Raw genomic sequence first — 17,499 nt, 5'->3', positions numbered from 1 at the left:
TCCTTATAGGGATGACTGCCACTGAATATCGATCTTCTCATCTTCTGGAATCATTCGCTCAATATGGCGATCGATCACAGATTGAATGGTTTCTAACTCTGATTCAGTTGGCGTTGTAAGTTTAATGGTAAGGGATTTCTCTTGTGGATAGAAGAGGGCAACTTTGCCATCTCCGAAATCGACCTTACCTTCTGTTTCATTATATTCGGTTATTAATTTGTGTGCCCAATGTTTGCAAAGGCGACGAACTAAACGTGTCGGGTCATTGAGGGCAAATGTCGTTGTTGAGTGAAAGTTTGAGTGGCTCATATGAACTCCTATTATAGTGATTGTTATTTATTTTTATTGATTGATGGATTTATGGGCTTATTGATGTTAGTCCTTCATAAGAATGGGCTATCAGCAATATAATATCAGTATCAGCGATGCGTTATCATCAGTAATACGTTACCAGCAATGCTTGATAAAAGAGTAAGGCATCACTCATAGATGATGGGGTTAATTATTCTCATTACAAGAGTCTCATTACAAGAGATTATTGCCTGCATCGTAAGCAATATAAAATATCAATATGCATCGAAAAGCAGATAGGGCGCTTGATGCTCGACTTAGATATCACTCTCTTCAGTCAGATAGCGATAATCGATTGCAACATGCTCAGAAAGGGGATAGGGGCTAAATAGAGTAGGTGGGGGAGTGAGATAATGTAGCTATCGAGCAACTATTAATTATTTAATGATTATTTATCATTATTTGTCATTATTTGTCGTTATTTTTTCCAGTAGTGTATCAATAAAATGATCGGGTAGCTCATTTTTTAGTGGAATTGCCCAGAGATTATCCATTGTAAGATGGTTAAAATGGCGACATTTTGTGGCATCTTTCTCTGTCATAAGGATAGGGAGCGCCAGTGAGGCAAGCTCATGCTCCTTAATTTGATGATGGTCAGGAAAACTCTTTGTTGTAAATTGGAGTCCTTTAGCACGGAGCATTTGATAGAAATTCTCAGGATGAGCGATGCCGGCAATAGCGGTAAAATGGGTCGATGCAAAAGATGATAATCTTCTTTTGATTGTCGGATCATTGAGTGAAATAGCATCATCTAATTGTGATGTTAGCGGAATAACTTCTATATTGTTATCGATCTTGTTATCTATATTGTTGCGTTTACCTTCAAGATCAGTCGCTCTCTTTGCAGGCTGTCTATGATCAGCAAATTGGTCAGAGAGTTGATTAATCTCTGCTTTGACATCTTGTGGAGAGATCTGATTACAGATAATAAAATCCGCTTTATCGATGCGCGAGATAGGCTCTCTTAAAGGGCCTGCGGGTAAGATTCGACCATTTCCAAATCCTTGCGCACCCACCACAATAATCTCAATATCTCGCTCTAACTGCCGATGTTGCAATGCATCATCACAGAGAAAGCAATCAATGTCTGGAAAAGCTTTTAAGAGCGCAATGCCGGCACTATAGCGATCATGATAGATAGCCATAGGGGCCTTAGTTTTTTGGTAGATGAGTGCCGGCTCATCACCGATCTCTTTAACGGTAGAGTGAGGAGAGACAACCTGTAGCGTCTGATCTTCTCGTCCAAAACCTCTTGAGAGTATGCCAACCGTAAGGCCTCGAGCTTGTAAGCTTTCTGTCAAGGCAATGGTTGTGGGGGTTTTTCCTGTTCCTCCCACATTGATGTTGCCGATAACAATGGTTGGACGTGGTAGCTTTTGAGCCCGTTTCTCCCGTTTTTGAAGATCATATTGAGAGAGAAGATGATAGAGCGATGAAAGAGGCAGTAGAAGTGTTGAGATTATGCCCTTTTTTTGCCAAAAGAGGGGAGCTTTTAATATCATCTGTGGGTGACCTCTTTAAATCGCTTGCTTCGAGGAATTTGATGCTTCTAAAGGCAGATTCAGATTATGTGATTCCCTTTCTTCTTCTTTTTGCAACTGCTGGTAGAGATAGATCAATCCTTTAAAGATTAAGGTTTCATCAAAGATAATCTCCTCTCTGAAAGCGGCATCTTCATAGTAATGGAGATTACCCCCGGTAAAGATCAGATGCTCAATGGGGTACTCTTTCTTTATCTCAGCGATTAACCCCATAATCATATGGTAGTGACCATTAATAGTGCCGATACTAATCGATTCAAAGGTATTAAACCCGAGCGTTCCCTCTTGTAGGGCATAATCCATCTCAGAGAGAAGGGCGGCTTGCGCAAAAAGTCCTTGAAGGCTCGACTGAATTCCAGGAGAGATCGTTGTTCCGACAAATTGCCCCTCATTGATCACAAAGATAGTAGTGGCAGTGCCAAGTGCGACAACGGCACAATTTTGATATTGATAAGCGGCTTCAACTCCATAAAAGTTTGCAACAAAATCGGCCCCTAAAAGGTGGATGTTTTTAAGGGAGAAGCGAGACCAATCTACCGGCAGATCATGGCGTAGACTGTAGACAGGGATCTGGTAGAGATCGGCAATTGCGCGAATAAGATTATTCAGATCAGGGACGACAGAGACATAGATCACTGCATCAAAAGAGATCTGAAATTGATCGAGCTTATCCTTTATCGCTACTCTATCGCTAAGAACGCTATCTTGACTAAGAGGGCGAATTAAGGGCGTTAAAGTGCCATCTTTAGCGTCATAGAGTCGAAAGTCTGCTGTGGTATTGCCAATATCTACTAAAAGTAGCTTCATGATTTTACGCCTATTTACAGAGATAAAGCTTGTCATTATAGCCGCTTTTTTACTGAAATCATCCTAAAGATCATCTTCAGCAGCAAGGAAGCGCATAAAGTTTTTTAATGTTTCTGCTCAATAATCACCTCTCTATTGGTAAAAATCGTCTCAATAGAGGCGGGATTAATGGCGATATCCATCGTTCGTGAGATCGCTTCAAAGGCCAATTCCATTCGATAGCTCTCTAAGATCTTTTTCGTGATCGGATAGCGCTCTCGTCTTGTGTGAAAGGGGTTATCTTTCTCTTTTAAGGTGATCGGAAAATTCATCTCTGCCTTTGCTTTTAAAAGTGGAGTAATTGCCGCAATGATCAATTTTGAGGGGATATCTTCCGGTAATAGTAGAACTAATGAGTTGGCGGCAGGTGCATTGAGGATCTTTTCAAGCGCTAAGGAGAGAATATCGAGCCAGTTTTGGGGGAGATTAGTGGGCAGAGTCGCCTCATCTCCTTCTGAAAGTATCTCCTTTTGAAATTGCTCTAATAGAATCTTATCAACCAACATTTCGCTGACTCCTCCCTAAATGGTGAATTGAGAGTATAGCCGAGGAGATGATCATTTTAGATTCTCTAAGATCTCTCCGGACGGCATATCGTTAAAATCTTTGAATAGATTGTATAACTATCAAGCGTAGTGAAGAGTGCGTTATTCTGGGAGTTGCGATTGTAAGTTGAAATCTCGGATTGGGGTTGTGAAGGGATCGCTTAAGCGCGTAGGGCATTGAGGAGCGTTAAACAGTCTGGAAAGTAGTAGTCTGCAAGTTTTGGGTAGATATTCTCTCTCTGGTTGATCAAGACAGTTATGATTCCGGCACTTTTCCCGGCAGCGAGATCATACTCATGATCACCAATAATCAGCGCTTCTTCTGGTGCGATCTGCCATTGAGTCAGAAGCGCTATAATACCATCAGGTGATGGCTTGGGAGTTGCGGTATCGCGTCCAATAATAAGCTCTGGTGGGAAGTGATGCGCAATATTGGCAGCTGTGAGCGTTATCTCTGTAAGGGCATGTAAATTGCGCGTTAAGATTGCAAAATGGGTCGATCTTTCTGCTAGGTAATCGAGAAGATCAGCGGCACCATGAGCCGCCTTTGTTGCTTTTGCTACTTTAAGTTCATACTCTGCAAGCCAGCGCTCTCTGGCTAAGCGGTCTGCTTCGGGGAGTTTTGCAAGATTATCTAAGATATCCTCATCATCAGCGACTTCAAGAACTTTTCGTATCATGGCAAAATCATGTTTTGCGACAGTGAGGGTGCCATCCATATCAAAAATCCAGTAGCGGATATCTTGTAAACGAGAAATATTGTGTATCATAAGAGTCCTTTGAGTAGCACAGTGAATAGGGCTTAGCATATTGAAGATGGTGTATTGAGGAGAGTATCATTATGGCACTATAGCGATTAGGATCAAGGTCAGATTGAAGTACAGAGAGGATTAATCATGGAGATAATAAAGGAGATAAGATGAAATTATTATTACAGCGAGTCAAAGAGGCATCTGTAACCGTGGATGGAGAGGTCGTTGGTGCTATCAATCAAGGGTTGTTGCTCTTTGTCGGTATTGAACCTTTTGATAGCGAGGAGAGTGTCAAGAAGGGGATTGAGCGAGCTATGAAGTATCGTATCTTTAGTGATGATGCCGGAAAGATGAATCTTTCATTGATCGATCGTGGAGGAGATCTCCTTTTAGTCTCTCAATTTACTTTAGCTGCCGATACAGATCGGGGCTTACGACCAAGTTTTACCTCAGCCGCAACACCTACGCTCGGAGAAGCGCTTTTCGATTATGCTGCTTCTGTTGCAAGATCGGTGATGGAGAAAAGCGGTGCCGGTCAAGTAGCAACTGGCCGCTTTGGTGCGGATATGCAGGTTGCGTTGATCAATGATGGACCTGTCACCTTTCTCTTAGAGACGCGATAATAGATCTCGCAGATTAAAATCCGATCAAAATCCGATTAAAAGAGAGTTCAGTATCGATTAGCGCTTGATAGATTGCATCACTTCACTTAAGCGACGAAAAGAGTCGAGCCGCTTTTCTTGATCATAGATAACGCCGGCAAACATGAGCTCTTCAACTTCAATCTCAGTGAGCAATGATTCGATCATCTCTTTAGCGCGATTGTGATCGCCAACAGCAGAGATCCGTAACATCGAGGAGACATGGCGTTTCTCCATCGGATTCCAATAGCGCTCCATCTCCTCTCGGGTAATAGGCGGCGGGGTTAACTTGCGATCATCGCGAATCAATTGGGTAAAACTCTGCTCCATTGTGGTAAAGAGATAATCCGCCTCCTCATTACTCTCGGCAATAATAGCATTCATACAGAGCATAGCGTAAGGTTTATCAAGATATGCTGATGGGCGGAAGCGTTCTCGGTAGAGTGCAAGCGCTTCTTTCATATGGGTAGGTGCAAAATGGGCGGCAAAAGCGTAAGGGAGCCCTAAATGTGCCGCTAATTGTGCGCCAAAGAGGCTCGAGCCTAAGATCCAAACAGGAATGGAGAGATTCATGCCGGGAATGGCATTAATTCGCTGATTATCTTGAGGATGGAAGTAGTTGAGCAGTTCTACAACCTCTTGGGGGAAATGATCTGCGCGCGCAGGATCGCGACGAAGGGCATAAGCGGTTTGTGGGTCAGTGCCGGGAGCTCGTCCAACTCCAAGGTCGATTCTATTAGGGTAGAGGCTCTCTAAGGTGCCAAAAGCCTCTGCTACCATTAAGGGCGCATGATTGGGGAGCATAATACCGCCTGATCCGAGACGAATTTTCTCTGTTTTACTCGCAAGGTAGCCGATTAATACTGATGTAGCAGAGCTTGCGATATTAACCATATTGTGATGCTCGGCAACCCAAAAACGGGTATATCCCGCTTCTTCGCCAAGCTGTGCAAGTGCGGCAGCACGATGAAAAGCATCTCGAGGAGTCTCTTTTTGATTAATATTGGCTAAATCTAAAATGGAATATTTCATACTGATTCTCCTATTTTTCTCCTCGTTAATTTCTATTCATTCATTGATTCATTCAATCATTCAATCATTCAATTATTTAGGCACTCACTTTTCTCTATAGCTTGCCTTCTTCCTCTTAGCTTCTTCCATCCTTCATCGCTCTAGCTCTCTAATACCATGCTTCACGCATCTCTTCGATTAAGAGGGCGAGGTCATTATCACTAAAGTAGAGTGGACGGAAATTGAGGATAAAAGCTTTAATGTTTTCAAAAGAGCCCTGTAATTCACAACTCTCTTCATTGGGTTCGTAGCGGAAAGCGCCTTGGAGCTCTATCAATTCATGTTCGAGATAAAACTCTATAATATCGATCCAAGTGTAGCCGGTAACCTCTATCTCAAGGTCATCAAAAACCTCAAAGCGATCTTGGGCAGGGAAATAGACGCCCCAAAGATGATCATCATATTGAATAAGTTCAAAGGGGTGAATTCGTTGTAAGTCTTGCATAATATATTATCTATTACTCTCTGTGACGTTATCAGTGTATCGAAAAGGGAAGGATAGAGAAAGCCCTCTATAACGTGCTGGTTTATAGAGGGCCCTTTAAGTGGTAGCGTTAACGCTTCTCCAACCGTTAACTATTTTGCCACTGTTTCCTATTTCTTATTTCTTATTTCTTATTTTTTATTTCTTTCACTTGTGATTTTTCATCAACCTAATTTCTAATTGATCATTTTTTGACTGATCGATTTTTAAGCATCAGGTGTCCGTGAACGACTTAAAAACTCTTTCGGGAATTGGGTAAAGCCTTTCGTGACAAATGAGAGATAGACTAAACCGATCATGCCCCAAACAATTCCGATTACAAGCGCCGTATACTCAAGGTTAAACCAGAGATAGATAATAAACGCCATTCCTGCCATTGGGAAGAGAAGGTAGTTCAAATTATGCATCACAGAGTAACGTTGATTGTCGCGAATATAGTATTGAACGACAACGCAGAGATTAACGAAGAAGAATGCTGTCAACGCCCCGAAGTTAACAAGGTGAAGCGCAAAGCTAAGATCGAAGAATCCTGCAAAAAGACAGATAAAACCAACAATAATGATATTAATCGATGGGGTTTTATATTTAGGATTGATATAGCCAAAGATCTTAGGTGGTAAGATACCATCACGTCCCATAACATACATCATTCTCGATACCCCTGTATGCGCTGCAATCCCTGATGCACAGACAGCAAGAACCGCTAACCAAAGACCGATCGATTGGAAGAGCTTTTTACCAACATAGAGTAACACCTCCGGTTGGCTCTCTTCAGGATCGATAAAGGTATAGTTTTTAAAGTAGAGTTGCATGAAGTAGGTGACGAAGATAAAGATAATCCCCCCCACGAGAGTGGTTAGAAGAATCGCTCTTGGTACTGTTTTGGCGGCATCTTTAGTCTCTTCTGAAAGAGAGCTTAAGCCATCAAATCCTAAGAATGAGAAGCAGAGAATAGCTGATCCCGCAGCAACTGCGCCGATCTGCATATCTTCAGACCAGAAAGGTTCTGTACTCATGAGAGTGCCGGCACCAATGTCATCAAATGCTAAGCCCTTAATAATCAATCCAACAAAGATCCCGATCAGAAGCAATTGGCAGAAGACAATTAAGGTATTAACGTTTGCGACCAGTTCAACACCGCGGTAGTTGATATAAGTCATTGCAATTGCTAATGGAATAACATAAAACCAGACACTAATATCAGCACTAATGAGGGTCTTTAGGTAGATGGTTGCAAGTAAAATATTGATCATCGGATTAAAGAGATAATCGAGCATCGTACACCAACCGATCAAAAATCCTAGATTAGGATTAAGAGATCTCTGAGCATAGGTATATGCTGATCCTGCAGATGGGTAATATTTTACCATTTGGCCATAGCTCATCGCCGTAAACATCATTGCCACAAGAGTGATGATATATGCTGTTGGAACATGTCCGCCTGATTGATCACTGACAATTCCGAAAGTATCGAAGACAGTCATCGGTTGCATATAAGCAAGACCGATCATGACAAGTTGCCATAATACTAAGGTTTTTTGTAGTTTTGATGGAGAAGAGATGGATGAAGCAGTCGTAGCGTTAGGAGATAACGCCTTCGTATTTAATAACATAAGTTTATTTCCCCCAGCCGTCTTAATGGCATGTTAAGAGAGATAAATTAGCCGCGTTAATTCAGATGAATTATTGCCCCCTTGTATCGAAATGAGAAAGAATCTTCTCATAAAATCCCCACTTTATATTTGAGGTTCGGGGAATTTTACACGTTTTATCCCATATGGCTACCCTTTTTTAAATATTTAATAGCGATTATTGACTGTGGATTTAGGATTATGAGGAGGGAAAGACTTTAAAAGAGCCTTCTTTGGAGTAATCATTTGTTAATGAATAGCAAGATTGAGCGTAGAAAAAGAAGAAAAAAGAAGAAAAAAGAAGCGCTTGATAAAATTTAATTATCAAGCTGCCATTTTCTGTAGAGGTCAGGTGAAGCGGGAGTCTCTTCTTTAGAAATATTTCCCTTGTCGTGAAGAGTAGCCTTTAATGCTATCCTTCCATAAACCATCGGTGTTTTGGCCGACACTGCCGATGCCATTGAGATCAAATTCAACATAAACGCGCCACTGTTTTTCATCATCTCTAACATTTTGTCTATAGTAGCGTGCGGCAACGCGTGTTGTGACACAACAATCGCGAAATTCAAATCCTAATTGGCTATCGATCATCTTCGATTCGCTTAAGATGTAGTTGTAACGCCCGGCAATAGCCCATTTATTATTGAGGCTCCAGTAGAAAGAGGTATCGATCTGGTCTGTTTTATCTGAGTTTTTTCGATCGGGGCGATTATATTGATAGCTGACTGAAAAAATTTTATCGGATGAAGGTCTATAGTTAAGGTCGAAAGTTCCATAAGTGATTAGTTTATTTGTAGGGGACCAGTCAAAGTTTGCTTTGGTATAAAGCGAACGAGTGATAGCAATGCCTGTTTCAGCTGTTAAGGCTGATTTTCGAATCTCATTTTCTCCTTTTTTACGATCTTCTCCCATTGTTATTCTGGGGGTTGTAAAATATCGAGTTTGCCCTAGAGAGAAGTATAGACGCTCAATACCGCTCTTATTTTCAACGAGACGAGTAGTCACAGATGCAGTGAGTCGATTGGCATTACTCTGTCTATCTGCACCATAGAAATCATTGAAGTTGAAGAGGTTATCAAAGCTAGAACTCATTTTAGAGGTATCAAAAATAGGAATATCACCCTGTTTTCGATAAGGCGCATAGAGGTAGAAGAGACGGGGCTCAAAGGTTTGTGTAAAATCGCCACCGCCAAATAATTGAGAAAGCTGGAGATCTTTGTCTAGAAAGAATCCTGTATCGAGACTTAAGATCGGCATTGAGCGAGAGAGGCTGGTTTTATTTCCCTTTTTATTATGATAATTGAGATGATATTGGGTGTAGCGAAATCTTGCCGCAGGCTCAATAAACCCCCAGGTATTCTCTAAACGATAGCTAATGGTGGGCATCAGATCGAGACGCGTTGCTGCGCGAGGCCGTTTAGTGCTTTCTTCTAAATAGCGATCATTTTTAGCGGAAAAATGAACCAACTCTCCATAGAGCTCAAAACCCAATCCCTTAAAATCCCAGCCCCCCTGAAAGAGAAGTTGAGGCAAGCGTCCATATGGATTTTTGTCAACTATGCCACGATCTGTGACAACAAAATCTTGAAAGCGAAGAAGAGCGGTCCAATGTTCTGTTCGATAATTTAAAACAGCATGACGCTCTAATGTTACCTCTTCAAAGAGGCCTGTCTGTCTACCAAGATCTTTAGTGTATTGATCATCGGAAACATTTTGAAAGAGGACATTACCTGTTAAGTTTTTATCGAAGTTGAGTTCTTGCTCAGCCTTAAGCATCCAACGTTTTTTGTGGTCGAATTGTTTATCTTTGAAGAGATAAGTCCCATCTAGGGTTAACATCTGCCACTCATTAAGATAGCGATAATTTCCCTTAACAGCGACACCACGTTTAGCAATTACTCCTGCCGCGATCGTAGCATCCATATTGGGGGCGATATTGAAGTAGTAGGGAAGAAAGAAAGTTGTTCCATTGCTTCTACTAATCTCAAGCTCAGGGAAGAGAAACCCACTGTGTCTTTTTCCATCGATAGGAAAGGAGAGATAAGGGGTATAGAGCACAGGTACACCAAAAACATCAAATGTTGCATCGTAAGCCTCGGCTCTTCCAGCGACATGATCGATATCTAACTCTTTTGCATCTAGGCTCCAGATCTCATTATCTACAGTACAGGTGGAATATGTCGCATTTTTTAAAAGAGTATTTTTTTCATTATCTTTATGTTCGATCTGTATTGCTCTACCTTGAATATTGGGGGTTGCCTTTAAATAATACTTTGCATCTGTCACCTCAGTCTCTCTTTGATCAATTCGGTGTGTGAGATGTACACCTTCTAATACCGTTGTTGGTGAAGAGTAGAGAACATGTTTTCCATCAGAAGTGATGACTTGGTTAATTCTGTCGAGGTTAAAATGGTCACTTTCTAGTCGATCATCGCCGTGATAGACCTTCACATCACCATAGAGATCACCATCCGTCGGTGTTAGTGTTCCATGCTCTGCTGTTGCAAATAGTTGCTCTTTAGAGATGTTTTGCTCCGGCATAATATGTTGAGCAAGTGGAGAGATCTGACAAGCTACAGGGGTAGAGGCCAGAGACAAGGCCGGTAGCGAGAGCATTAATGCAATCGCAAGTTTGGAGGGTAGATATCTAGTCTTGGGCACGACAATTTATGCTCGAAAGTTGGGATCAGAAAGATCAGGCTAATAAACTTTAATGGAGTGTAGAATCTCATTTTTTACGCTTAATTTCAACGGAAAGGCTCGCTAAATTTCTATCAAAGATGATACAATCGATATAAAGAGAAGCTAACTCTTTCCACAGGTTTAGTATATATTTGCATAGATCTATACAGATCTGCACAGATATAGATAGATATACACAGGTTTTCTGTAAAGATATCGCTATAGTATATCGATGATTGTCAAAAAGGGGATAGATTTCTCTAGACATGAGCGGTATGAGCGGTATAAGTAGATAGACTGTAGGAAGAGAGGCTTTAAGTTTTACTATTTTATTGACTTTCGTTTTTATTAACATTCGTTCATTCATGATAAATATCGATCGTTGAAAAGGTCGATCTACAACTAACCCTTAGGAGTTAATTAGATGAATAACTATTATCAAGCAGATGCCTATGCAGGCGTACAGCGTGAAGGGATGCACAAGGTATTGCGTCAAGCTTATACTTTAGTTGCGCTTTCCCTTATTCCGACAATTATTGGTGCTTTTATCTCTGTACAAACCAATGTTGTTTTAAACTTAATGGTTTCAAGCCCCATTATCTTCTTTATCGGTTTTATGGTGGCTTTCTACGGACTCTCTTTTGCGATTGAGGCGAATAAAACATCGGTCACCGGTTTGGTATTGATGTTTGTCTTTACCTTTTTGATGGGAATGATGTTAGGTCCTCTCTTAACATTAGCGCTTAAATCCACAAATGGCTGGCAATATATCGGGATTGCAGCAGGAGGAACTGCTGGTCTCTTCTTAGTATTAGCTATTTTAGGGGGAGACAAAACAAAAGATTTCTCTCCAATTGGTAAGTATGTTGGAGCATTAGGGATTGTGATGATTATCACTATCGCGCTTAACTTCCTCTTCTTAAAGATGCCGATGATTAACTTGATTTTATCGATGTTGATCATTCCATTCTCAGGGGCAATCATCTTATGGCGCGTGAATAGCGTTGTCAGAGGTGGGGAAGATAACTATATCAGCGTAGCATTAGATATCTATATTGCGCTCTATAATATCTTCTCAAGCTTACTTCGTTTAATCCTTGCAAGTAATGATTAATCAGTAGGCGTATCGCCGAGATCATTGTAAAGAGTATAAGAGGGTGCTTATTTGATAAGCACCTTTTTTATTGCCGGTATTTATCTTCCTGCTTGTATAATTCGTATGAATTGATTGATATCGACCATTGCTGACCACTGCTGACCACTGCCGACCATGACCGATCATTACCGATTATTTTCATTAATCCTCTGCTAGAGTTTATTACATAAGATCGATATGATAGAACACTAAATATGTAGTGAGGATATGATGATTCAAAATCGAAAAGATCAAGTATTGAGTACTTTAGAGAATTTCTATATCGCACCTCTAACGGAGATGAGTGCGGAGATAGAGCTCTTAAAGCGAATGGTTGAAAAGCGTCCATTTCGGGTACAGATATCGATGCCTTCAAGTTGGAGGATGGAGCGTTATCTCCCTACTTTAAAGAATCTTACGAGCGACGAGGCGTTGGCGCGTCTGCAAATTTTTGCGAATTATTTAGCCGGTAGCACACAATCGGTATTTGATCATCAATATGCTCTCAGTACCGGCGCTTCACTTCCTTACTTTGAGTGGCGGGAAGGGGAGCGATTAAGGGGTATCAATAGCCTTTTAGGGGAGTTACGTCTCTTCTATCTCTATCGAGGAAATGAAGAGGCAACACTTGAGTTTTTCACCTTTCTGCAAGAGATCAATCTCTTTTCACAACTTGTTGTGGTGGGAAATTCGTTAACAGAATCGCTCGAAGCGCTATTGTTAGAGAAGCAGATTCCTATGATTAAAGAGAGTAGAGATATTGAAGACTCTTTTTGGGATGCATTTATTAAGAATCGATCTCTACCTCAATTGAGTCTGACAACCTTTTTTCATCCGACTATCGATATTTTATTGATGAGTGCTGAAGGGCGTTATCTTAAGGGATACTCTCGTACGGAGTTTACAAAGCAATATGAGCAGATTAAACGGGAATACTTTATCGATCTGCCGAGTCGTTAATCTCTCATCATACTTTGATCATCGATTTAACCTCTTTTTTGTTGATAGATTCCTTGATCAGAGGTGATGACGCCTTCGATCTCAAGCATCATTAGATCAGTGGTGATATCTGCAGCACTCTTATTAAGTTGTTCAACTAATTGGTTGATCGACTTTGGTGTCATTAAGAGTTGGTAGAGCTCATATTGAGGGTGATCTGCCGGTATTAGTGGTACTGCTGTTCTAGCGGTCCTCTTTTCGCTCTTTGGGCGGAAGCGACTATTTTTTGTTTTCTCATTAGGAGTCTCCTCTTCAATGATAAGATTGAGAGACGTTTGTGGTGAGTCTGGTGCTGGGTCAATCCAGCCCTTAAGGAGAGAGCGGATATCGTGAGTCGATTCTACCAAGGTTGCACCTTCACGAATCAATTGATGACAGCCTCGAGATTGTGGTGAATGGATGGAGCCGGGAATAGTAAAGAGATCACGATTCTCCTCCATACTCATTCTTGCAGTGATGAGAGAGCCTGATTTTTGTGCCGCTTCTACCACCAAGGTGCCGAGAGATAAACCTGCAATAATACGATTTCTCCGGGGAAAGTTTTGAGGTTTTGCCGGCATATGGAGAGGATATTCGCTTATAATAGTGCCTCCATATTCAATAATCGCTTCGCTCAAGGGCAGATGGTTTTTCGGGTAGATCTCATTGAGCCCCGTTCCTAAAACGGCAACAGTAGGCGCTTGACGTTCAACGGCTGCTTTATGGGCAATATAGTCGATACCTAGCGCTAAACCACTCGTTACCGTAAGTCCGGCAGCGGTTAATTCTGAGGCGAAAAGTTTAGCATTATAGCTTCCTTCTTGTGTCGGCTTGCGTGTACCTACGATCGCAATTTGGGGCGCGGAGAGAAGCGGAATAGAGCCCTTAACAAAGAGGATCGCCGGTGGATCGAAGATCTCTTTTAAGAGTGGCGGATAGGATTCGCTTTCAAGATGTAAAATGGCGTGATTGGGCTCTTCCGCCCAACTGAGTGCGGCTTCTATCTTAGGTGCTAATTGGTAATGATTAGGGTGTTTGACAGAGCTGGGAATTCCCGCTTCTTGCCAAGCGAGTTGATCCGCTTCTAAAATTTTTTCGATGGAGCCAAAATAGTTGAGAAGTTGTTGAAAGCGTCTTGCGCCAATTTTTGGGGTATAGTAGAGCGTCAGCCAGTCCTGTAGCATCAATTTAATCCTTACTCTTTATGCTATCTATTGATGTGATCCATTCACATGATCTATTTATGTGATCTATTCATGTTATATTGAGAGGAGATGGAAGATCGATTATCAGAGTGATCGACAACTGATCGACAACTGATTGATAACCTATAACTATAAGTAACGGAGTTTTAGAATGGGAAATATGATTGAGAAAGTCGCAACAGAAATTTTATCAACCCCCTATGAGACGCAGGGAGAGCCATTAGCGCTCGATTCTTTAAAGGAGAAGTATATTGTGCTCTTCTTTTATCCAAAGGATAATACGCCGGGGTGCAGTAATGAAGTACAAGATTTTAATCAATTATTATCTCAATTTGCTGAGCTAGATTGTGCTGTTGTAGGGGCTTCTCGAGATAGTAAAAATTCTCATATTAAGTTTTCAGATAAATTTGAACTCAATTACCCCCTCTTATCAGATCCGGAAGAGACGCTTTGCCGCGCTTTTGATGTGATTAAAGAGAAGAAGATGTTTGGTAAGGTAGGGATGGGGATTGAACGTAGTACCTTCATCTTCGATAAGAGTGGAACGATTCTTCATGAGTGGCGTAAAGTGAAGGTGCCGGGTCATGCAGAAGAGGTTTTAGAGACGTTAAAATCATTATAGACGCCATAGATACCATAGATGCAATACATGCAATGGCAAGCGATAGGGACTATAAATATCATTGATAATATAGGAGAAGAGGCTAGTTAATACTAGCCTCTTCTTTTATGGGAAAAATGGTTAAATTATAAGTAGATAAATTATAAGTAGATAAATTAGAAGTGGATAAAGGGAATCGCTTTTAGGATTACAAGGAAGACAACTAGCACTAAGATAACGCTTGGAATCTCATTGAAGTAACGATAAAACTTGTGGGAGTGATGATTTTTATCGTGACGGAAGATTAAGACATAGCGATAGCAGTAGAAGTGGTAGATCAAAAGAAGAAAGACGAGTGTCAATTTAAAATGAAACCATCCCATCTTGAGAAGTGCCGGATTCTTCATAATTAAAATCAATCCAAAGATAACGGTGAGAGCCCCTCCAATATTGGTCATGATCATCAATTTTTTCTCCATCACCTTAAATGTCTCGCTAGTTGCGGGATTACTATTAGAGGCATGATAGACAAAAATTCGGGGAAGGTAGAATAGGCCAGCGAACCATGTGACCATAAAGATAATATGTAGCGCTTTGTAGACAAGATATGACATAAAATTTTATAACCTTATTTATAACCTTATATTAATGTGCCTGATGATTATATCTGATGATATTTTTCATATTCACGATTATAACAGAGATTCCTAGCTGTCACCGATAAAGCAAAAGGATGAGGTAAGGAGGATGAAGTCTCGGGGGGAGCAATCTTTTTCTCGATTATCAATCCCTATCGATCATCAATCTCCATTGGCCATCAATTCTCAATAAAAATTCAATAAAAATTATCGATAACCAATGATAGAGGGCTGATAGATAAGAATCACCCACTCCCGATCTTGTGCTAAGGGCTTATTTTAGCGATAATGTCCGGCATTGATAACTTTAGATCTTCAACAAAGGATTTTATATGGTTTTTACCATCAAAAGACGCCCCACAAGTCAAGTGATGGTGGGTAATATCGGCATCGGGTCAGATTATCCCATTAGAGTACAGTCGATGACCAATACCAATACAGAAGATGTTACGGCAACTGTTGCGCAAATCATTGAGCTTGCGGATGCCGGCTCGGAGCTTGTTCGCGTCACGGTCAATACTGAATTGGCGGCAAAATCAGTTCCCCATATCGTTGAGCGGCTAAGAGTTGCCGGGTATGAGACGCCGATTGTTGGGGATTTTCACTTTAATGGGCATCGTCTATTACAAGCGGAACCAGAGTGTGCCAAAGCATTGGCGAAATTACGAATTAATCCCGGCAATGTAGGGCGCGGGGCACGAAAAGATGAACAATTTAGTGCCATCGTTGAGGAGGCGCTCAAGCATCAAAAGCCGGTAAGAATTGGTGTCAATTGGGGTAGCTTAGACCCTGAGGTTTTAAAGCGTCTTTGGGATGAGAATCTTAAAAAAGCCATCCCTCTATCTAATGATGAGTTGATGTGTGAAGCGATGATTGTCTCGGCGCTAGAGAGTATTGCTTTTGCGAAAGAGATAGGGATGACAGATGAAGATATTATCCTCTCTGTGAAAGTGAGTCAGAGCCAGCAGTTAATTAAGGTCTATCGTGATATTGCGCCCTTGACTCAGGTACCGCTCCATCTAGGTTTAACAGAAGCAGGGATGGGAATGAAGGGAACAGTGGCTTCAACAGCTGCATTAGCCGTATTACTCCAAGAGGGAATTGGTGATACCATTCGTATCTCTTTAACGCCGGAACCTAATGCCTCTCGGACCGAGGAGGTGCTCGTAGGGAAAGAGATTTTACAGAGTCTACAGATTCGTGCTTTTACCCCAAAAGTGGTCGCTTGCCCAGGATGTGGCCGAACAAGTAGTGATGATTTCCAACATTTAGCGCAAGATATCCAATCCTATATCGATAACAATATGCCTACTTGGAAGACCCAATATGAAGGGGTTGAGAAGATGGTGGTTGCAGTTATGGGGTGTATTGTTAACGGCCCTGGCGAATCTAAAATGGCGAATATCGGCATTAGTCTACCGGGGAATGGTGAGCGACCTGTCGCACCAGTCTATATTGATGGTGAACGATCAGTAACCCTAAAAGGGGAGCAGATCGCTCAAGAATTTAAACAGATCATAAACGAATATATTAATGAGAAATATCGAAAACAGTAACGAAGTTGTGCTTGAGAAGCGTCATGAAGTAGAAGATGAGCAAAATAAGGCGCGCCCACTGCGTACCGTTCGTTCATTTGTAAAGCGAGAAGGGCGATTAACTAAGGGGCAAGAGCGTATCTTAGCGGAGAGTCCCTATCTTCTCTCTCATACAATTGTGGATGAGGTATGGGATCTTGATCAAATTTTTGGTCGTCACAATAGTGCGCGGACATTGGAGATCGGTTTTGGTGATGGGGCTTCGCTCTCTAAAATGGCAGAGAATGCACCAGAGCGTGACTTTTTAGGGATTGAAGTGCATCGTCCTGGCGTGGGAAGATTGCTCTTAGATGTTGAAGAGAAGAATTTAAGTAATATTCGTGTTATCGATTATGATGCGGTTCATATCTTAAAGCATGCGATACCTGATGGTGCGCTCGATTGTGTTCAGATCTTTTTTCCTGATCCATGGCATAAGAAGAAGCATCATAAGCGTCGTATTATTCAGCCTGAGTTTGTTGCACTTATTGCGAAAAAACTCTGTACAGGTGGTCGGCTCTGTTTAGCGACTGATTGGGAACCTTATGCTGAGCATATGATGGAGGTGATGTTAGCCGCGCCGGATTATAAAAATAGTGTGGAAGGTTTTATTGAAAACCCCACCCATCGTATGCCGACAAAGTTTGAGGCAAGAGGCCGTCGTTTAGGTCATGGCGTTTGGGATCTTGTTTTTCTTAAGAAGTAGTGACTGAGGTAATAGTCGCTTAGTTCATAATCGAAGATAACCTCGAAGATAACTAATTAGGCTAGTCATCAAGCTGGTAATCAAAATAAGTGCTTAAGAAAGAGCAATGAAGGGGGAG

At 41.5% G+C, this 17,499-nt stretch carries 17 protein-coding genes; 6 read left to right on the top strand and 11 right to left on the bottom strand.

Annotated features, from left to right (window positions below; genetic code table 11):
• Nucleotides 1-3: 3 nt before the first annotated feature.
• The 5 genes from AC0SAP_RS02315 to AC0SAP_RS02295 form a co-directional block, all read right to left on the bottom strand.
• Entirely contained in the window at nucleotides 4-309 is a 306-nt protein-coding gene (locus tag AC0SAP_RS02315) for a DUF2218 domain-containing protein (RefSeq protein WP_094567153.1), read from the bottom strand.
• Between the two features lie 440 nt (nucleotides 310-749).
• Nucleotides 750-1,853 (bottom strand): tetraacyldisaccharide 4'-kinase, encoded by a 1,104-nt coding sequence (lpxK, locus tag AC0SAP_RS02310; RefSeq protein WP_473382721.1) that lies wholly within the window; start codon nucleotides 1,851-1,853, stop codon nucleotides 750-752.
• 15 nt (nucleotides 1,854-1,868) lie between these two features.
• Complete coding sequence (locus tag AC0SAP_RS02305; RefSeq protein ID WP_473382720.1) at nucleotides 1,869-2,699, bottom strand: type III pantothenate kinase; 831 nt, start codon at nucleotides 2,697-2,699, stop codon at nucleotides 1,869-1,871.
• A gap of 104 nt (nucleotides 2,700-2,803) precedes the next feature.
• The gene (locus tag AC0SAP_RS02300) at nucleotides 2,804-3,244 is read right to left on the bottom strand and encodes a hypothetical protein (RefSeq protein WP_473382718.1); all 441 of its coding nucleotides are present in this window, start codon (nucleotides 3,242-3,244) and stop codon (nucleotides 2,804-2,806) included.
• A gap of 200 nt (nucleotides 3,245-3,444) precedes the next feature.
• Entirely contained in the window at nucleotides 3,445-4,053 is a 609-nt protein-coding gene (locus tag AC0SAP_RS02295) for an HAD family hydrolase (protein ID WP_473382717.1), read from the bottom strand.
• A 149-nt stretch (nucleotides 4,054-4,202) separates the two neighbouring features.
• On the opposite strand from AC0SAP_RS02295, the gene dtd reads away from it, so the two are divergent.
• Nucleotides 4,203-4,658 (top strand): D-aminoacyl-tRNA deacylase, encoded by a 456-nt coding sequence (dtd, locus tag AC0SAP_RS02290; protein ID WP_473382716.1) that lies wholly within the window; start codon nucleotides 4,203-4,205, stop codon nucleotides 4,656-4,658.
• A 57-nt stretch (nucleotides 4,659-4,715) separates the two neighbouring features.
• Here dtd and AC0SAP_RS02285 read toward each other — a convergent pair whose 3' ends face one another.
• From AC0SAP_RS02285 to AC0SAP_RS02270, 4 genes are all read right to left on the bottom strand, one after another.
• On the bottom strand, nucleotides 4,716-5,708 hold the full coding sequence (locus AC0SAP_RS02285) for an LLM class flavin-dependent oxidoreductase (RefSeq protein WP_473382714.1): 993 nt from the start codon (nucleotides 5,706-5,708) through the stop codon (nucleotides 4,716-4,718).
• 148 nt (nucleotides 5,709-5,856) lie between these two features.
• The gene (locus tag AC0SAP_RS02280; RefSeq protein WP_473382713.1) at nucleotides 5,857-6,192 is read right to left on the bottom strand and encodes a hypothetical protein; all 336 of its coding nucleotides are present in this window, start codon (nucleotides 6,190-6,192) and stop codon (nucleotides 5,857-5,859) included.
• A gap of 245 nt (nucleotides 6,193-6,437) precedes the next feature.
• Nucleotides 6,438-7,844, bottom strand: a complete 1,407-nt coding sequence (locus AC0SAP_RS02275; protein ID WP_473382712.1) for an APC family permease — start codon at nucleotides 7,842-7,844, stop codon at nucleotides 6,438-6,440.
• A gap of 390 nt (nucleotides 7,845-8,234) precedes the next feature.
• A complete protein-coding gene (locus AC0SAP_RS02270; protein ID WP_473382710.1) occupies nucleotides 8,235-10,523 on the bottom strand; it encodes an LPS-assembly protein LptD in 2,289 nt (762 codons plus the stop codon).
• A 445-nt stretch (nucleotides 10,524-10,968) separates the two neighbouring features.
• Between AC0SAP_RS02270 and AC0SAP_RS02265 the strand changes: the two genes are divergently transcribed.
• Together AC0SAP_RS02265 and AC0SAP_RS02260 are read left to right on the top strand one after the other, a co-directional pair.
• Nucleotides 10,969-11,658, top strand: coding sequence for a Bax inhibitor-1 family protein (locus tag AC0SAP_RS02265; RefSeq protein WP_094567163.1), 690 nt, complete (start codon nucleotides 10,969-10,971; stop codon nucleotides 11,656-11,658).
• 249 nt (nucleotides 11,659-11,907) lie between these two features.
• Nucleotides 11,908-12,639 (top strand): hypothetical protein, encoded by a 732-nt coding sequence (locus AC0SAP_RS02260; protein ID WP_473382708.1) that lies wholly within the window; start codon nucleotides 11,908-11,910, stop codon nucleotides 12,637-12,639.
• Between the two features lie 26 nt (nucleotides 12,640-12,665).
• Here AC0SAP_RS02260 and dprA read toward each other — a convergent pair whose 3' ends face one another.
• Nucleotides 12,666-13,841, bottom strand: coding sequence for a DNA-processing protein DprA (dprA, locus tag AC0SAP_RS02255; protein WP_473382706.1), 1,176 nt, complete (start codon nucleotides 13,839-13,841; stop codon nucleotides 12,666-12,668).
• A 172-nt stretch (nucleotides 13,842-14,013) separates the two neighbouring features.
• Here dprA and AC0SAP_RS02250 point away from each other — a divergent pair, with 172 nt between their 5' ends.
• Nucleotides 14,014-14,484 carry a peroxiredoxin gene (locus AC0SAP_RS02250; RefSeq protein WP_473382705.1) on the top strand — a complete coding sequence of 157 codons (471 nt, stop codon included), beginning with the start codon at nucleotides 14,014-14,016 and terminating at the stop codon, nucleotides 14,482-14,484.
• A gap of 155 nt (nucleotides 14,485-14,639) precedes the next feature.
• Here AC0SAP_RS02250 and hemJ read toward each other — a convergent pair whose 3' ends face one another.
• The gene (gene hemJ / locus AC0SAP_RS02245) at nucleotides 14,640-15,077 is read right to left on the bottom strand and encodes a protoporphyrinogen oxidase HemJ (protein WP_109235620.1); all 438 of its coding nucleotides are present in this window, start codon (nucleotides 15,075-15,077) and stop codon (nucleotides 14,640-14,642) included.
• Between the two features lie 356 nt (nucleotides 15,078-15,433).
• On the opposite strand from hemJ, the gene ispG reads away from it, so the two are divergent.
• Both ispG and trmB read left to right on the top strand, forming a co-directional pair.
• Entirely contained in the window at nucleotides 15,434-16,657 is a 1,224-nt protein-coding gene (ispG, locus tag AC0SAP_RS02240; RefSeq protein ID WP_473382702.1) for a flavodoxin-dependent (E)-4-hydroxy-3-methylbut-2-enyl-diphosphate synthase, read from the top strand.
• Nucleotides 16,635-17,381 carry a tRNA (guanosine(46)-N7)-methyltransferase TrmB gene (trmB, locus tag AC0SAP_RS02235; RefSeq protein ID WP_473382700.1) on the top strand — a complete coding sequence of 249 codons (747 nt, stop codon included), beginning with the start codon at nucleotides 16,635-16,637 and terminating at the stop codon, nucleotides 17,379-17,381. The genes ispG and trmB overlap by 23 nt, the downstream gene beginning before the upstream one ends.
• The last annotated feature ends 118 nt before the right edge of the window (nucleotides 17,382-17,499 follow it).

The sequence above is a fragment of the Ignatzschineria sp. PL_is040 genome, assembly GCF_055813795.1.
This window is presented reverse-complemented; position numbering and strand designations above follow the sequence as displayed.

Coding starts and splice junctions, on each gene's coding strand:
- AC0SAP_RS02275 (WP_473382712.1), bottom strand. CDS start 7,844: ATGTTATTAAATACGAAGGCGTTATCTCCTAACGCTACGACTGCTTCA.
- dprA (WP_473382706.1), bottom strand. CDS start 13,841: ATGCTACAGGACTGGCTGACGCTCTACTATACCCCAAAAATTGGCGCA.
- lpxK (WP_473382721.1), bottom strand. CDS start 1,853: ATGATATTAAAAGCTCCCCTCTTTTGGCAAAAAAAGGGCATAATCTCA.
- hemJ (WP_109235620.1), bottom strand. CDS start 15,077: ATGTCATATCTTGTCTACAAAGCGCTACATATTATCTTTATGGTCACA.
- AC0SAP_RS02295 (WP_473382717.1), bottom strand. CDS start 4,053: ATGATACACAATATTTCTCGTTTACAAGATATCCGCTACTGGATTTTT.
- AC0SAP_RS02305 (WP_473382720.1), bottom strand. CDS start 2,699: ATGAAGCTACTTTTAGTAGATATTGGCAATACCACAGCAGACTTTCGA.
- AC0SAP_RS02285 (WP_473382714.1), bottom strand. CDS start 5,708: ATGAAATATTCCATTTTAGATTTAGCCAATATTAATCAAAAAGAGACT.
- AC0SAP_RS02250 (WP_473382705.1), top strand. CDS start 14,014: ATGGGAAATATGATTGAGAAAGTCGCAACAGAAATTTTATCAACCCCC.
- AC0SAP_RS02265 (WP_094567163.1), top strand. CDS start 10,969: ATGAATAACTATTATCAAGCAGATGCCTATGCAGGCGTACAGCGTGAA.
- AC0SAP_RS02280 (WP_473382713.1), bottom strand. CDS start 6,192: ATGCAAGACTTACAACGAATTCACCCCTTTGAACTTATTCAATATGAT.
- trmB (WP_473382700.1), top strand. CDS start 16,635: ATGAGAAATATCGAAAACAGTAACGAAGTTGTGCTTGAGAAGCGTCAT.
- ispG (WP_473382702.1), top strand. CDS start 15,434: ATGGTTTTTACCATCAAAAGACGCCCCACAAGTCAAGTGATGGTGGGT.
- AC0SAP_RS02260 (WP_473382708.1), top strand. CDS start 11,908: ATGATGATTCAAAATCGAAAAGATCAAGTATTGAGTACTTTAGAGAAT.
- dtd (WP_473382716.1), top strand. CDS start 4,203: ATGAAATTATTATTACAGCGAGTCAAAGAGGCATCTGTAACCGTGGAT.
- AC0SAP_RS02315 (WP_094567153.1), bottom strand. CDS start 309: ATGAGCCACTCAAACTTTCACTCAACAACGACATTTGCCCTCAATGAC.
- AC0SAP_RS02300 (WP_473382718.1), bottom strand. CDS start 3,244: ATGTTGGTTGATAAGATTCTATTAGAGCAATTTCAAAAGGAGATACTT.